Origin of the sequence: Nonomuraea zeae, from assembly GCF_005889725.1 — a bacterium.
In the GTDB taxonomy this organism is placed as follows: domain Bacteria; phylum Actinomycetota; class Actinomycetes; order Streptosporangiales; family Streptosporangiaceae; genus Nonomuraea; species Nonomuraea zeae.
Window position 1 is genome coordinate 50,643 of sequence record NZ_VCKX01000006.1, and the last position, 15,605, is coordinate 66,247.

A 15,605-nucleotide genomic window follows, 5' to 3' on the forward strand; every position below is an offset into this window, starting at 1 on the left:
TCCAGGGTGAGTCAGGGCGCCATGCCGCTCGATGGGCCTTATTCTGCGTGCTTGCGGGTGGACCCGGAAGCTAGTGGGTAGCCCGGGGGAAGGAAATTTCCGCGAGTCGGGTTACCTTTCAGTCTGTGCCGACTCCCGGCAGGGGGATTTGCAAGCGAACAGCGAGGTAGGAAGCAGCGTGCCAGCCAAGAACGGCAGCGCCGGCGGAACACGCCTGGTGATCGTCGAGTCGCCCGCCAAGGCGAAGACGATTGCCGGGTACCTCGGGCGCGGCTACATCGTCGAATCGAGCATCGGCCACATCCGCGATCTGCCGGAGAGGGCCGACGACATCCCCGAGAAGTACAAGGGGGCGCCATGGGCGCGTCTGGGTGTCAATGTCGAGCACGAGTTCGAGCCGCTGTACGTGGTCAACGCCGACAAGAGGTCGCAGGTCAACAAGCTGCGGCAGCTGCTGAAGGACGCTGACGAGCTCTATCTGGCCACTGACGAGGACCGCGAGGGCGAGGCCATCGCGTGGCACCTGCGTGAGGTGCTCAAGCCCAAGGTGCCGGTGCACCGCATGGTGTTCCACGAGATCACCCCACAGGCCATCCGCGACGCCGTGTCCAACCCGCGCGACCTCAACCTGCGCCTGGTGGACGCCCAGGAGACCCGGCGCATCCTCGACCGCCTCTACGGCTACGAGGTCAGCCCGGTCCTGTGGAAGAAGGTCAAGCCCCGCTTGTCCGCCGGTCGCGTGCAGTCCGTGGCGACCAGGCTGGTGGTGGAGCGCGAGCGGGAGCGGATGGCGTTCACGCCCGCCCACTACTGGGACCTGCAGGCGCTCTTCGACACCAACAAGGCCGAGGAGCGGCCGCGCGACTTCACCGGGACGCTGACGCAGGTCGACGGCAGGCGGGTGGCGCAGGGGCGCGACTTCGCCAGCACGGGCCGGCTGAAGAACGCCGACGTGCTGCACCTGTCCGAGGCCGCCGCGGGCGAGCTGGCGGGCCGGCTCCAGGGGGCGTCGTTCGCGGTCAAGTCCGTGGAGCGCAAGCCGTACACGCGTAAGCCGTACGCGCCGTTCCGGACGACCACGTTGCAGCAGGAGGCCAGCCGGAAGCTGGGGTTCTCCGCCAAGTACACGATGCAGGTCGCGCAGCGGCTCTACGAGAACGGCTTCATCACCTACATGCGTACCGACAGCATCACGCTGTCGGAGACGGCGGTCGCGGCCGCGCGGTCGCAGGCGATCAAGCTGTACGGCGCCGCGTACGTGCCGGACAAGCCGCGCGTCTACAGCAGCAAGGTCAAGAGCGCGCAGGAGGCGCACGAGGCCATCCGGCCCTCCGGCGAGGAGTTCCGCACGCCGGGCGAGACCGGGCTGTCCGGTGACATGTTCCGGCTGTACGAGCTGATCTGGCAGCGGACCGTGTCCTCGCAGATGAAGGACGCGGTCGGCGAGTCGGTCACCGTCAAGGTGGGCGGCAGGTCGTCGTCGGGCGAGGACGTCGAGTTCAGCGCCTCCGGCCGGACGATCACTTTCTATGGGTTCCTGAAGGCGTACGTCGAGGGGTCCGACGACCCGTCGACCGACCGCGACGACTCCGAGAAGCGGCTGCCGAACCTCGCGGAGGGCGACGCGCTGACCGTGTCGCGGCTCGACGTGGCCGGCCACTCGACCAAGCCGCCGGCCCGCTATACCGAGGCGTCGCTGGTCAAGGAGCTGGAGGATCGGGAGATCGGGCGGCCTTCGACGTACGCCTCGATCATCGGGACGATCCTCGACCGCGGTTACGTGTTCAAGAAGGGCACGGCGCTGGTGCCGTCGTTCCTGGCGTTCGCGGTGGTCAACCTGCTGGAGCAGCATTTCGGCAACCTGGTCGACTACGACTTCACGGCCGAGATGGAGAAGGTGCTCGACGACATCGCCAACGACCGGGCCGAACGGGTGCCCGAGCTGCAGCGCTTCTACTACGGCGCCGACGGTGACGAGGGTCTCAAGGAGATGGTCACCGACCTCGGCGACATCGACGCCAAGGAGATCAGCTCGTTCCCCGTCCGGGACTCGGATATCGTTCTACGAGTCGGCCGATACGGCCCCTACCTGGACAGGGACGGCGCACGGGTCAACGTGCCCGAGGACATGACGCCCGACGAGCTGACCGCGGAGAAGGCCGAGGAGCTGTTCTCGCGGCCGACGGGTGACCGGGAGCTGGGGCCCGACCCGGTGACCGGGCACATGATCGTGGCGAAGGACGGCCGGTACGGGCCTTATGTGACGGAGATCCTGCCGGAGCCGTCGGAGGAGGAGACTCCGAAGCGGCGCACGAAGAAGGCCGACGCGCCGAAGCCCCGTACGAGCTCGCTGTTCAAGACGATGTCGCTCGACACGATCACGCTGGACGACGCGCTCAAGCTGCTGGCGATCCCCAGGCCCGTGGGCGAGCTGGACGGCGAGGAGGTCGTGGCGCACAACGGGAAGTTCGGCCCGTACCTGAAGAAGGGCACCGACTCGCGTTCGCTGGCTTCGGAAGAAGACCTGCTGACGGTCACGATCGAGCAGGCGAAGGAGCTGTTCGCGCAGCCCAAGCAGCGGGGGCGGCGGGCCGCGGCGGCCGCGCCGCTGCGCGAGCTGGGCAACGATCCCGCCTCCAAGAAGCCCGTCGTGGTGAAGGAGGGACGTTTCGGGCCCTACGTGACAGACGGGGAGACGAACGCCTCGCTCCGCAAGGGCGACACGGTGGAGCAGATCACGATCGAGCGGGCGGCCGAGCTGCTGGCCGAGCGTCGTGAGCGGGCTCCGGCACCGAAGAAGACCACGCGGAAGGCTCCGGCGAAAAAGGCACCCGCGAAGAAGCCGGCGGCCAAATCCTAAGTAGCATCGTTTATGTGTTCGTTTTGATCTTCGTGGCCGCGGTGCTGCTGGCGCATTACTACCTGTGGCACCGGCTGGTCCGCCGCACCACGGGCCCCGGGCGGTTACGCAAGTCGCTGACCTGGGGTTTGGCGGCTCTGCTCGCGGTGCTCGTGACGACGTTCGTGGGCGCGAGGATGGGGCTGGAGAGCTGGGTGGCCTGGCCGGGCTACATCTGGCTGGCGGTGATGTTCTACCTGGTCGTGATCCTCGCGGTGCTGGAGATTCCGCGGGCCGTGGTGGCGGCGGTCCTGCGCAGGGCCGGGCGTCGGGAGCGGGCGCCGGAAGCGACGCCCGAGCCGGTCGCGGTCCTGGCGGGCACGGCCGCACCGGCGGATCAACCCTCCTCTGGGCCTGCGGCCGGTCTGGAGCCTCCGGCTGGTCTGGAGCCTCCGGCTGGTTTGGAGTCTCCGGTGTCTCCGGTTGGTTCCGGGGAGGACGCGCCCGCCGCGGCCAGGGCGGTGGCGGGCGACATGAGCAGGCGGCTCTTTCTCGGGCGGACCACCGCCGCCATCGCGGGCGTGAGCGCGCTGGCCACGGTCGGGTACGGCATGTCGGCCGCACTCGGCGACCCCGTGATCGAACGGGTCAAGGTCGCGCTGCCCAAGCTGGATTCGCGGCTCGGCGGCCTGCGCTTCGCCGTGGTGAGCGACATCCATCTCGGCCCGCTGACGGGCATCGGGCACACCGAGCGGATCGTCCGCATGATCAACGGGCTCGAGGCCGACGTCGTAGCGATCGTGGGTGACCTGGTCGACGGGTCGGTGGCCCAGCTCGGCGCACTGGCCAAGCCGCTGAAGAGCCTCGAGTCCCGTTACGGGGCCTTCTTCGTCACCGGCAATCACGAATACTTCGCGCCGGAAGGCCCAGGCGAGTGGATCGAGGAGCTCGGGGAGCTCGGTGTCCGCTCGTTGCGAAACGAACGCGTGGAGATCAGGCACCAGGGCGCGGTGCTCGACCTGGCCGGCGTCAACGACGTGGGCGGCGCCGCCACCGGGGACGGCCCCGATTTCGCGAAGGCGCTCGGCGGGCGCGACGCCGGCCGGTCCACGGTGCTGCTCGCGCACCAGCCGATCCAGGTCTCCGAGGCCGCGCGGCACGGCGTGGACCTGCAACTGTCCGGGCACACGCACGGCGGGCAGATCGCGCCGTTCAACCTGGTGGTGGGGCTGCAGCAACCGGTGGTGTCGGGCCTGGCCACGGTCGACGGCGTGCAGGTCTACGTGTCCAGGGGCGCCGGGTTCTGGGGGCCGCCGGTGCGCGTCGGGGCTCCGCCGGAGATCACGCTGCTGGAGCTGCGCAGCTGACCTTCCGCTGTCCGGTGGTCACGCCGTGCCATCGTGGCGTAGTATCCAACCGGATACCCTTCGGAGGTGCAGCATGGTCTCTTCGCCGGTGGAGGAGGCGCTTCAGCAGGAGGTCGCCTTCTGGGCCAAGCGCGGCGGGCTGCTGTTCAAGCAGGCCAGGCATGCCGCGAGTCTCAATCAGAAGGCGCTGGCCGGCGTCAGCGGCACGTCGAGGACGACGCTGTCGGCCTATGAGCACGGCAGGAAGTCGCCGACGCTGGAGACCGCGGGGCGCATCCTCGACGCCGCCGGGTTCCGGCTGGTGCTGGAGGCGAAGGTCGAGTTCGCCGCCCATGCGGGCGCGGACGGCCGGGCGTTCCACGTGCCGAGCCGGCTGCCGCGGCTGCCGGTCGCCGCCGCGCTGGGTGTCGCGCGGCTGGGCGGGCGGGTCTACGATCTGGCCGACAGGGATGAGCGGCGGGCGGCCTACGTCGCGCTCCTACGCGAGGGGAGTCCGCAGGAGCTGCTCGATCACGTGGACGGGGTGCTGCTCGTCGAGCTCTGGGACGAGCTCGTTCTGCCGCCGGAGATCCGTGCCGGATGGTGGCCTTTGGTGGAAGAGGCCCGACATGAGGCCGGAGTTGTGAATTGATGATGTTTTTGGGGGCCTATTCCAGGTGTGTAACCTGCGCACCGGCCCGCGATCGTAATACCCTCAGCCACGTGCAGCCGGGAATATCTGGCTCATCTCTTGACTACCCGCTTCTGGCCAACACCTGGATACGCTGAAATCATGACTGCCCCTGGCCGACGCCGCCCAACTCACGTGCTGGCCAATGCGCCGTTCCGACGGCTCTGGACGGCTATGTCGGTGTGCAGCCTGGGTGACTGGCTCAACATCCTGGCCGTGACCGCCCTCGCCGGAAATCTCACCCAGGGCGACTACCGTGTGCAGTCGCTGGCCGTGGGCGGTGTGTTCATCGCCAAGATGCTGCCCGCCGTCCTGCTCGGGCCGCTCGCCGGGGTGTTCGCCGACCGGTTCGACCGCCGGCTGACGATGTTCGGGGCCGACCTGGCCCGCTTCGCCATCGTGCTGTCGATCCCGTTCGTCTACAGCTACCAGTGGCTGATCGTGGCGACCATCCTGGTCGAGTGCGTCAACCTGTTCTGGGTCCCGGCCAAGGACGCCACGGTGCCCAACCTGGTGCCCAAGGAGCAGCTCGAGTCGGCCAACCAGCTCAACCTGCTCGTCACCTACGGCACCGCGCCGATCGCGGCCATGCTGTTCGCGGCGCTGTCCGTGGTGGGCGACGTGGCCACGAGCATGGTGCCGTTCCTGTCCGGCCGGGACACCACGGGGGTGGCGCTGTTCGTCAACGCCTGCGCCTACCTCGTCTCCGCCTTCCTCATCTTCACGCTGCGAGACATCCCCAAGCGTGACGGCACGATCTCGACGCCTTCGGTGCTCAAGCAGATCATCGAGGGCTGGAAATACGTCGGCGGCAACCGGCTGGTCCGCGGCCTGATCATCGGCATGCTCGGGGCGTTCGCCGCGGGCGGGGCCGTGGTGGGCGTCGCGAAGATCTACGTGGTGGCCCTCGGCGGCGGCGACGCGGCCTACGGCGTGGTGTTCGGCGCGGTCTTCGTCGGCATGGCGCTGGGCATGTTCTTCGGGCTCAGGCTGCTGCACCAGCTGTCCAGGCGGCGGCTGTTCGGGCTGGCGATCACGGTCGCGGGCCTGGTGCTCGCCGCGATCGCGCTCGTGCACAACCTGGTCATCGTGGTCATGCTGACCGTGGTGCTGGGGGCGTGCGCGGGGATCGCCTGGATCATCGGCTACACCCTGATCGGGCTGGAGGTCGAAGACGCGCTGCGCGGCCGGACGTTCTCCTTCCTGCAGTCCACCGCGCGCGTCACGCTGCTGCTCGTGGTCGCCGTGGCCAACCCGCTGGCCGCGCTCTTCGGGGTGCACGAGCTGGGGCTGGGTGAGTTCGCCTACCGGTTCGACGGGACCAACCTGGTGCTGCTGATCGGCGGGGCGCTCGCCACGGCCGTCGGCATCCTGGCCCTGCGCCACATGGACGACAAGAAGGGCGTGCCCCTGTCCGCCGACCTGCTCGCCGCGGTGCGTGGCGAGCGCTTCCCCACGGAGCCGGCCGAGCATGTGCCCGGGCTGTTCGTGGCGTTCGAGGGCGGCGAGGGCTCCGGCAAGACGACCCAGTCGAGGCTGATCGCCATCTGGCTGCGCGACCAGGGCTTCGACGTCGTGCAGACGCGTGAGCCCGGGTCCACGAAGGTCGGCATGCGGCTGCGGGCGATCCTGCTCGACGCGGCCGAGCGCGGGCTCTCGGCGCGCTCGGAGGCGCTGCTCTACGCCGCCGACCGGGCCGAGCACGTGGAGAAGGTCATCAGGCCGGCCCTCTACCGGGGCTCGCTGGTGATCACCGACCGCTACGTCGACTCCTCACTCGCCTATCAGGGCGCGGGCCGGGCGCTCGACCCCGAGGACGTGTCCAAGATCAACGCCTGGGCGACGGGCGGGCTGGTGCCGCACCTGACCGTGCTCATCGACACGCCGCCCGAGGTGGGGCTGACCCGGCTGGGCGGGGCGGCCGACCGGATCGAGGCAGAGCCGCTGGACTTCCACGAGCGGGTGCGCAAGGAGTTCCGGGCGCTGGCGGCGGCCGCGCCCGAGCGCTATCTCGTGGTCGACGGCACGCTGGCGATCAACGCGATCACCCGGCAGATCCAGGACCGCATCCACGAGCTCCTGCCCGACCCGGTGCCCAGGGAGTCGGAGGACGCCACCGGCACGATGCCGGCCATCCGCGACTAGCGGCTGGCCGCCGTGACGGTGCCGGCGCGTGCCTGCCGTTCGCGGCTGGAACGTCACGGGTACGACGCCTGCCATCCGCGGCTAGCCTTACCTCTGTGACAGTTTTCGATGACCTCGTCGGGCAGGACCAGGCGACGGCCGTGCTGAGGCGGGCCTCGGCGGCGGCGCGTGAGGTCGTCGAGGGCGGGCGCGGCGCGGGCATGACGCACGCCTGGCTGTTCACCGGCCCTCCGGGCTCCGGGCGTGAAGACGCCGCCCGGGCGTTCGCCGCCGCGCTGATGTGCCCCGACGGCGGTTGCGGTCACTGCGACCAGTGCCATCAGGTGCTCATCGGCTCGCACCCCGACCTGGAGTCCGTACGTCCTGAGGGGCTTTCCTACAGCGTCAAGCAGACCAGGGAGCTCATCCTGCGGGCGGCAGGGGCGCCGACGCAGGGGCGCTGGCGGGTCATCCTGTTCGAGGACGCCGACCGCGCCACCGAATCCGCCGCGAACGCCCTGCTCAAGGCCATCGAGGAGCCTCCGCCCCGTACGGTGTGGCTGCTCTGCGCGCCCGCTCTGGACGACCTGATGATCACCATCAGGTCGCGCTGCCGCGCGGTCAACCTGACCACTCCCGGCACGGAGGCCGTGGCGCACGTGCTGGCCACCCGCGACAGCGTGCCGTGGGAGACGGCCACGTTCGCCGCGCGAGCGGCTCAGGGGCACATCAGCCGGGCGCGGGCGCTGGCCCTGGACGAGGGCGTCAGGCGACGTCGTGAGGCCGTGCTGGGCATCCCACGCTCGCTGACCGGGGTCGGCGAGTGCATCTCCGCCGCCGAACGGCTGGTGAAGACCGCGGAGGAAGAGGCCGCCGCCGCCACGACCACGCTCAACGAGAGTGAGACGACGGACCTGCGCAGGCTGTACGGCGAGGGATCCACCGGCAAGGGGCTCAACCGCGGGCTCGTCCGCGGCGGGGCGGGAGCCCTGAAGGAGCTGGAGGACCGGCAGAAGTCGCGGGCCACCCGGATCAAGCGGGATTCGCTGGACTCGGCGTTGCTGGAGCTGGTGTCGTTCTACCGGGACGTGCTGGCCATGCAGTTCGGGGCCGGGGTGGAGCTGGCGAACGACGACATCCGCTTTGACCTCGACCAACTGGCCAGGGCCTGCACGCCGGAGGAAACGCTGCGGCGGATCGATGCGATCATGCAGTGCAGGGAACGGCTCGGGGCGAACGTCAATCCGCAGATCGCGGTCGAGGCGATGATGCTCGCGCTGCGTCCCTGACCGACGCGGGGGTGTGGCGGGGGCAGGGACTCGCGGACAGGGTCGTCGAGGGCGGCACCGTCTTCCTGTGTACGCCGTCCATGCCGGGCTGCCGAGAGTCCTTCGTCTCTGAGGACCAGGCGACGGCGTACGAAAACTTCAAGCGCGCTTTCAAGAGCCAGGATGCGCTGGTCAAAGCGACCAAAATAGCGGACATGCCCCAGTCGTTCAGGCTGACCATGCGGCCGGAGACGAAGTGGGCGAAGGCGCTGAGCAAGCTCAGCCGGCAGCCCGGGGTCAGCCAGGTCGTCAACCCCGTTTGCGTGGGCGAACAGTCCCGGCTCCGCGATCATTTTCTGCTCCAGCTGCCGGCAGGCAAGGTGTGCCCCACCGGCGGCTGATGCGGCGGGCGCGACCAGGCCCTGCCGAAATGCCGCGCCCACCCCGCGCCGTCAGCGGACGGACACACGTAATGTGGCACCGAAGGCGGTAAGACCCCGAGGCCGTCAGGAGGCGAGCGCGAGCCCATGGGAATGATCATGGCCGTGAGCTTCACCCGTTATGGGAGGCTCTACTACCTCGATCCCGGCGGGCACAGCCCCAAGGTCGGCGACAAGGTGCTCGTACCAACCGATTCCGGGCCAGAGGTGGCGGAGTGCGTGTGGGCACCGCAATACACGAGCGAAGACATCGACGGACTGCCGGTGTGCGCGGGACCGGCGGGCGAGGAGCATCTCACCCGTGACGAGTCCAACAAGCGCCGCAGGGCCGAGGCCCGCAGCGTCTCCAAACGGCTGATCAAACGGCACACCCTGCCGATGAAGGTCGTCGGCATCGACTATCTCGACCAGGACAACGTCTACACGGTCTACTTCTCGGCGCCGCACCGGGTGGACTTCCGCGCCCTGGTGCGCGACCTGGCCCGCAACCTCCGGGCCAGGGTCGAGCTGCGGCAGATCGGGCCGAGGGACGAGGCGCGGCTCCAGGGCGGGATCGGCCCCTGCGGTCGCGACCTGTGCTGCGCCACGTTCCTGAAGGACTTCGAGCCGGTCTCCGTGCGGATGGCCAAGGACCAGGACCTGCCGGTCAACCCGCTCCGGATCGCGGGCGCGTGCGGGCGGCTGATGTGCTGCCTGAAGTACGAGCATCCGCTTTACCAGGAGTTCCGGGCGTCGGCTCCACGGGTGGGCGCGAGCGTGGAGACCCCGCAGGGGGCCGGCACGGTGGTGGGGCACAACGTACCGTCCGACTCCGTGGTGGTGCGGCTCAACGACGGCGGGCGCCGGTGCGCCTGCTCGAAGGCCAGCGTGTGCGGGCCGCGCAAGGCGTACGACTCGACGTACGGCGACTCGGACCCGGTCTGAGGGCGGGTTGGGCGCACGAGGCGTGAGGAGGCGGGCCGCCGCCGCTGTCGTCGTTGTGGCTGTGGCGGCGCTCGGCTCCGGTTGTGCGCCGGGTGAGCAAGCCGCGAGCGGGCTGGCCTGGTCCGAGTGCGGTGGCGGGTTCGAGTGCGCGACGTTGCGAGTGCCGCTGGACCACGCGGCGCCGGGCGGCGAGCGGCTCGATCTCGCCGTGATCCGGTTGCCTGCCGGCGGAGACCGGATCGGGTCGCTGGTGGTCAACCCAGGCGGGCCGGGCAGCTCGGGGGTGGAATACGCGCGGGCGGCCCGGATCATCCTGAGTGCGAAGGTGCGTGAGCGGTTCGATGTCGTGGGATTCGACCCGCGCGGCGTCGGCGGGTCGGCGCCGGTCGAGTGCCTGGATGACGCGCAGCTCGACGCGTTCGTCGCGCTGGACACCTCGCCGGACTCGGCCCGCGAACGCCAGGCTCTGGAGGCGGGGTCGAGGGGGTTCGCGGAGGGGTGTGAGAGACGTTCCGGGCGGCTGCTCGCGCACCTGGGCACCGTCGACGTGGCGCGGGATCTGGATCTGCTGCGGCAGGAGCTCGGGGACGCGAAGCTGACTTATCTCGGTAAGTCGTACGGCACGTTCCTGGGTGCTGTTTATGCGGATATGTTCGCCGGCAACGTGCGGGCGCTGGTGCTGGACGGGGCGCTCGATCCGGCGCTCTCCCGATTGCGGCTGAACGCGGATCAGGCGGCGGGTTTCGAGCAAGCGCTGCGCGCATATATCGCGACATGTCTGGCGGAGGACGGCTGCCCGTTCAGGAGCCGTACCGTCGAGGGGGCGCTGGACGAGGTGACCGGGCTGCTGCGCCGTACGGACCGGCAGCCGTTGCAAGGAGACGGGCGCGAGGTGACGCAGGCGCTGGCCACGCTCGGCGTCCTGACCCCGCTCTACGACCGCAACTCCTGGCCCGAGCTGACCGAAACGCTGCGCCAGGCGTTCAAGGGAAACGGCACGCTGCTGCTCCGCAACGCCGACCAGCTCACCGGCAGGCACAGCGACGGCACGTACTCCAACCAGACGGAAGCCAACACCGCCGTCAACTGCGTGGACGGCGCCTACCCCCGGAACGCTGCCGCCTACGGGCAGGGCGCGGCCGAGGCGTTCAGGCGGTCGCCCAGATTCGGCCCGTACATCATGTGGTCGTCGCTGCCCTGCGCCTACTGGCCCGCCGCACCCACCTTCAAGGCCCACCCCCTGAAGGCGGAGGGCGCCGCCCCCATCCTCGTCCTCGGCACCAGCCGCGACCCGGCCACCCCCTCCCGCTGGGCACGGGCGCTGGCGGGCGAGCTGGAGTCGGGGGTGCTGCTGGAGTACGACGGGGACGGCCACACCGCGTACTACAACGGGTCGGGGTGCGTGGACGACGCCGTGGACCGATACCTTCTGACGGGCACGGCACCGGCGGACGGCACAGTCTGTCCTGGCATCGGGTGATCGGCGGAGCGAGAACCCCTTGGGCTCCTGTAGACTCTTTCACGCTGCAACAGCACGCCGCCTTAGCTCAGTCGGCCAGAGCACTTCACTCGTAATGAAGGGGTCTGGGGTTCGAATCCCCAAGGCGGCTCCCAGCTCAAAGGCCCTCCCGGTTCGTCCGAGAGGGCCTTTTGCGTGGGCGTACAGCAGCGAAGTACAGCTACGGGTTCTCACCATCGAGGCTGTCGTTGAGCTGGTCGTGGGCCTTGCGGGTCTCCGGGCTTGCGATCTGGGTGTAGACGTTCATGGTCACGGAGATCTGCGAGTGCCGCAGGATGCGCATGGAGACGCGCGGGTGGACGCCGAGGGCGGCCAGCATCGAGGCGCAGGTGTGGCGGGTGTCGTGGACGCGGATGCGCGGCAGGCTGGCCTTTCTGGTGTGGAGCTCGAAGGAGCGGTTGAAGTTGCGGGGTTCGATCGGCGTACCCCACTTGGTGGTGAAGACGAGATCCGAGTCCTGCCACTTGTCGCCGGCCTCGCGGCGGGCATCGTCCTGGACGCGGCGACGGTGCCGTAGAGCGGTGGCGCACAAGGCGGGCATGGGGAGGGTGGCGTCAGAGTCCGCTGTCTTGGTGGTGTCCCGGTGCAGCAGTACGCCGTGTACGCGGCTGAGCTGATGGCTCACCGACAGCTCTTGGCCGGCGAGGTCGATGTCGCCCCAGGTGAGGCCGAGGACCTCCCCGCGACGTAGGCCCAGGACCAGCAGGAGCACGAACGCGGCGTACGGGGCTCGTCGGCCGCCCGGAGGTGCTCCAGGAACGTCCGGGCCTCCTCGACGCCCCACACCGTGCTCTTGCGCTTCCTGACGGATGTCTTTGGCAGCGTGGTCAGGGAGACCACGTTCTTGCCGATCAGCTCTTCTCGGATGGCGTGGCTGATCGCCGAGCGGAACACGCGGCGGACGCTCTCGATCGTGCCCCGTGACGGGTAGTCCTTGCAGCACTTGCCGATGGCGCAGCAGGGCTGCTTGCGCTTCCTCTCTTGCGCGCAGCAGGCGCACACGGTGGGCAGGGTGTTCAGCCACGCCTGTACGTCGCGGACGGTCAGCTTGTCGAGACGCTTCTTGCCCAATCCCGGGATCAGGTAGAGCCGCACGAGCGCCTCGTACCCCGCGTAGGTGGTCGGCTCGCGGTTGGGCTGCACCACATCGGCGAGCCAGCGGGTCAGGAACGCGGCCACGGTCTCGTGCTTGGTGGCCACGGGTCCCTTGCGAGCCTGCTCGTGGAGCTTGAGCCACTTCTCGTGGGTCTCCTCGCGGGTCTTGCCGTAGGCCCACTTGCGGGTTTTCTTGCCTTCTGGGGTGGTGACCCAGACGTAGCCTGCCCAGCCGTTCTTGTACGGGAAGATCGAGCCTTCGTTGTTGGCCCGGGTTCGCCGGCTCTTGCGAGGGCCGCGCTCGGGCTCGTCGAGTGTCGCGAGGGTGGTCTTGGCGGGCATCAGGCGGCCTCCTCACAGAGCTGGGTTACGTACGCCTCCAGCGAGGAGGCGGGGATACGGCGGCACCGGGCCCCGACGACGATGGACTGAGGCAGGGATTCGAGGGGCTACATACAGGCGATCGGGGAATGGCTATGTCATTTTCCTTGGCGACGCCTCATTCTCCATCAGAGGGCCGAAAGCATGATTTCCGGTATCCCGATCGAGTTTTTGAGCATTCTGCCTTCATGGATAATCTCATTGCTGGCCGTCACGTCCACTGCAGGATGTATTCTGATTCGAATCCGCAAGGCGCTATTGTCGACGGACTCACGGGATCGCTTGTTGTGGTGTGGAGGGAACTTTTCGCCTATCGACGTGACGCCTCTCAGTAGAAGTATAGAAATCGTCGTCTGACTAAGCGGAAATAATGCCATCACGCTGGGCTGTTTTCATTCTCGGCGGGCATCTGCTGATCACAGCATGATCGCGAGCCCGGCGTTCGCCTGATAACGCGAAGAACCCTGGTAGACGGGTGGATCACCACAATCAACGCCGTCACCACCAGGGGCTCGGATGCTTTTCTATCGTGCTGCCGTCGATTTATCGCGCCCAACGCTGAACTACGTGGCCGGCATCATCCCCCGCCACCGCAAGGCCATCGGGTCCGTCTGGCGGCGGCTCAACCCCGCCTAGCATGCCCTGCTGGTCCTGATCTACCTGCGCAAAGGCGAGACGTACAACGAGCTCGCCTCTGGGTTCGGCGTATCGGTGGCCACCGCCTGGCGGTACGTAGAAGAGACCGTAGCCCTGCTGCGCGCCCGCGCCCCCAAGCTTGACCACGCCTTACGCAACGCCGCGCAAGACGGCCTGCACTACCTGGTGCTGGCCGGCATGCTCATCCCCATCGAACGCGTGCGCGCCGACCGGCCGTCCTACTCGGCCAAGCACCGCATGCATGGGATGAACATCCAGGTCATCGCCTCTCCAGACGGCACGATCATCTGGGTCTCCGGCTCGCTGCCGGGCAGCACCCACGACCTGACCGCCGCCCGCATCTGGGCCGTCCTCCGCGCGCTGACGCAGGCTGGCATGCTGACCCTGGCCGACAAGGGCTACCAAGGCGCCGAAGGCCCGGTGGCCACACCGTAGAAGGGCCGCAACAAGCCCCTGTCACAAAAGGCGGCCAATCGCTCCCACGCCCGGCTCCGCGGGCCCGGGGAACGCGCTAACGCCCAGCTCAAAGGCTGGCGCATCCTCCGCAAGCTTCGCTGCTGCCCGCACAAGGCAGGACAGCTATGCAAGGCGATCGCCGTCCTGCAAAACTACGAGCTCACCCACGGATGAAAGGCCTCAGTGAAGGCGTATCCCAATTCGTCCCTGGCCGGCAAGCTGGATGCGCAAAATCCGCGTTTCGCTGGTAGGGCATGACGAACAACCTGGTGCTGGGCCAGCTCAACGTGGTGCAGGCGGCGTTGAGCCTGCTCTCACCCAGGCGTGCAGCGGGACGTGATCAGACCACGTGCTCCGGGCATAATCGACGAAGCATTTCCGCAGGCGGCCCTCGCCGGCGAACACGTAATCAATCTTCCGCTTGCGGGTCACGTAGGTCCAGCGCCGGCGCGGGTCGCATTCGTCGCGGCCCTTGTAGGCCGCCGCGGCGTCGCGCGGCACAAGGTTGAGGTCGCCGCCGATCACACCCCGGCCGAGCTTGAACAGCTCGCGCAACTGGATGTGCCGGTAGGGCCTGCCCTTCTGCCTGTCGTCGTAGCTCGATCCCGACGAGAAGTGCGCGGTGCAGAACGCCCGGTCGGCCGTGCAGACGGCGTACCTGCGGGCTCCCCACGGCGGCGAGGTCAGCGCGTGCACGACGAGGCCGGTGTCCGCTCCGGCCACGGCCAGGGTGACGCTCAGCACCCCCCGCGGCCTGCCGTTTCTGTCGGGCAGGCACTGGTACGGGGAACCGTCCGAGTACATCAGCCCAGCCGACCGGACGCTCCAATTCCGGCCGGTACGGCGTTCGAGCTCGTGTTCCAGGTCGGCGTCGGCGTCCGTGCAGAACTCCTGAAGGAAGACCACGTCCGCCTCGGTCGCCAGCACTGCCACGTGCCAGGCCAGCTCGGCGTTCGAACGGCGAAAGAGCGCGCACCCAGCGTTGGTGCCCGCACAGACGTTCCACGTCATCACGTGGAGGAGAGGGGGCTGTGCCTGTACGGACAGGTTCGGGAACAACAGCCCGGCGATCACGAGCTGGCTGATCATCATCACCGAGATCCCTCCACACATGATCCGAGCCGTCAAAAGACCGCTCAACCGGCACATCTGGCAACCAGGAGCTTATTGGTCTTCATGGGGTCAGACCCGGGCGTACGAGCTGCCGAGAGCCTCTTCTCATGCCAACCCGTCCCGGTTCTCTCCTGCTGATCAGCCCGATCAGGTGGGAAAAGCCTCACTGATGCCGTCGTGGACGTGCGAAAAGCGTAACTGCCGCGCCGCTTCCGGTGCTCGGGCCTGGCGGCCCTGCGCTCCGGGCCGGGTTGCCACCGGATAAGTGGGTTGCTGTGGTCTGCCGTACAGCAGGGAAGTACAGCAACGCCGCCTCACGCAGCCTGATCGTCCCGTACGGCGTCACACGGTTGACCAGCGGCGCCAGGCCCCGACCACGATGCTTTGCTTCACTCGTAATGAAGGGCTCTGGGGTTCGAATCCCCAAGGCGGCTCCCAGTTCAAAGGCCCTTCCGGTTCGTCCGGGAGGGCCTTTTGCGTGGGCGTGGAGGAGTGGAGTGCAGTCACGGGTTCTCACCGTCGAGGCTGGTGGTGGGCTGGTCGAGGGCCTTCCGGGTCTCAAGGTGGCGATCTGCGTGTAGACGTTCATCGTGACCGGGATCCGCGAGTGCCGCAGGATGCGCATGGCCACGCGCGGGTGGACGTTGAGGGTGTCAGAGGCCCAGCAGCCTCGTTCGGGCAGTTGCTTCCACATGGCGGGCGGGCAGAGGACCGGCCGGGTGTAGGTCGGCACGGTACGGCGTCGAGGTGGC

Annotated in this window: 11 protein-coding genes, 1 tRNA gene and 1 pseudogene; 10 read left to right on the forward strand and 3 right to left on the reverse strand. The window is 68.5% G+C overall.

Annotation, left to right across the window (positions count from 1 at the left end; all coding sequences use genetic code 11):
* Positions 1-178: 178 nt before the first annotated feature.
* The 9 genes from topA (at position 179) to ETD85_RS03460 (ending at position 11,242) form a co-directional block, all read left to right on the forward strand.
* Positions 179-2,860: a type I DNA topoisomerase gene (gene topA / locus ETD85_RS03420; RefSeq protein ID WP_138688100.1), complete on the forward strand. Its 2,682-nt coding sequence runs from the start codon at positions 179-181 to the stop codon at positions 2,858-2,860.
* A 14-nt stretch (positions 2,861-2,874) separates the two neighbouring features.
* Positions 2,875-4,206: a metallophosphoesterase gene (locus ETD85_RS03425; RefSeq protein WP_138688101.1), complete on the forward strand. Its 1,332-nt coding sequence runs from the start codon at positions 2,875-2,877 to the stop codon at positions 4,204-4,206.
* A gap of 73 nt (positions 4,207-4,279) precedes the next feature.
* Entirely contained in the window at positions 4,280-4,837 is a 558-nt protein-coding gene (locus tag ETD85_RS03430) for a helix-turn-helix transcriptional regulator (protein ID WP_138688102.1), read from the forward strand.
* A 141-nt stretch (positions 4,838-4,978) separates the two neighbouring features.
* Entirely contained in the window at positions 4,979-7,021 is a 2,043-nt protein-coding gene (tmk, locus tag ETD85_RS03435) for a dTMP kinase (protein WP_138688103.1), read from the forward strand.
* Between the two features lie 95 nt (positions 7,022-7,116).
* Positions 7,117-8,289, forward strand: coding sequence for a DNA polymerase III subunit delta' (locus tag ETD85_RS03440; RefSeq protein ID WP_138688104.1), 1,173 nt, complete (start codon positions 7,117-7,119; stop codon positions 8,287-8,289).
* 80 nt (positions 8,290-8,369) lie between these two features.
* A complete protein-coding gene (locus ETD85_RS62850) occupies positions 8,370-8,669 on the forward strand; it encodes a permease-like cell division protein FtsX (protein ID WP_240778913.1) in 300 nt (99 codons plus the stop codon).
* 126 nt (positions 8,670-8,795) lie between these two features.
* Complete coding sequence (locus ETD85_RS03450; RefSeq protein ID WP_420847226.1) at positions 8,796-9,632, forward strand: PSP1 domain-containing protein; 837 nt, start codon at positions 8,796-8,798, stop codon at positions 9,630-9,632.
* 55 nt (positions 9,633-9,687) lie between these two features.
* Positions 9,688-11,112 (forward strand): alpha/beta hydrolase, encoded by a 1,425-nt coding sequence (locus tag ETD85_RS03455; RefSeq protein ID WP_240778905.1) that lies wholly within the window; start codon positions 9,688-9,690, stop codon positions 11,110-11,112.
* Between the two features lie 56 nt (positions 11,113-11,168).
* Positions 11,169-11,242 (forward strand) — tRNA-Thr (locus ETD85_RS03460).
* Between the two features lie 69 nt (positions 11,243-11,311).
* Here the strand turns inward: ETD85_RS03460 and ETD85_RS64440 are convergent.
* Both ETD85_RS64440 and ETD85_RS64445 read right to left on the reverse strand, forming a co-directional pair.
* Positions 11,312-11,863, reverse strand: a complete 552-nt coding sequence (locus ETD85_RS64440; protein WP_206058056.1) for a site-specific integrase — start codon at positions 11,861-11,863, stop codon at positions 11,312-11,314.
* The gene (locus tag ETD85_RS64445) at positions 11,773-12,588 is read right to left on the reverse strand and encodes an N-terminal phage integrase SAM-like domain-containing protein (protein WP_206058057.1); all 816 of its coding nucleotides are present in this window, start codon (positions 12,586-12,588) and stop codon (positions 11,773-11,775) included. The genes ETD85_RS64440 and ETD85_RS64445 overlap by 91 nt, the downstream gene beginning before the upstream one ends.
* A gap of 555 nt (positions 12,589-13,143) precedes the next feature.
* Here ETD85_RS64445 and ETD85_RS03475 point away from each other — a divergent pair.
* Positions 13,144-13,914: pseudogene (locus tag ETD85_RS03475) on the forward strand (transposase family protein).
* A gap of 108 nt (positions 13,915-14,022) precedes the next feature.
* On the opposite strand, the gene ETD85_RS03480 reads toward ETD85_RS03475, so the two are convergent.
* A complete protein-coding gene (locus ETD85_RS03480) occupies positions 14,023-14,832 on the reverse strand; it encodes an endonuclease/exonuclease/phosphatase family protein (RefSeq protein ID WP_138688107.1) in 810 nt (269 codons plus the stop codon).
* Between the last annotated feature and the right edge of the window lie 773 nt (positions 14,833-15,605).

Coding starts and splice junctions, on each gene's coding strand:
- tmk (WP_138688103.1), top strand. CDS start 4,979: ATGACTGCCCCTGGCCGACGCCGCCCAACTCACGTGCTGGCCAATGCG.
- ETD85_RS03450 (WP_420847226.1), top strand. CDS start 8,796: ATGGGAATGATCATGGCCGTGAGCTTCACCCGTTATGGGAGGCTCTAC.
- ETD85_RS64445 (WP_206058057.1), bottom strand. CDS start 12,588: ATGCCCGCCAAGACCACCCTCGCGACACTCGACGAGCCCGAGCGCGGC.
- ETD85_RS03480 (WP_138688107.1), bottom strand. CDS start 14,832: ATGATGATCAGCCAGCTCGTGATCGCCGGGCTGTTGTTCCCGAACCTG.
- ETD85_RS03430 (WP_138688102.1), top strand. CDS start 4,280: ATGGTCTCTTCGCCGGTGGAGGAGGCGCTTCAGCAGGAGGTCGCCTTC.
- ETD85_RS62850 (WP_240778913.1), top strand. CDS start 8,370: ATGCCGGGCTGCCGAGAGTCCTTCGTCTCTGAGGACCAGGCGACGGCG.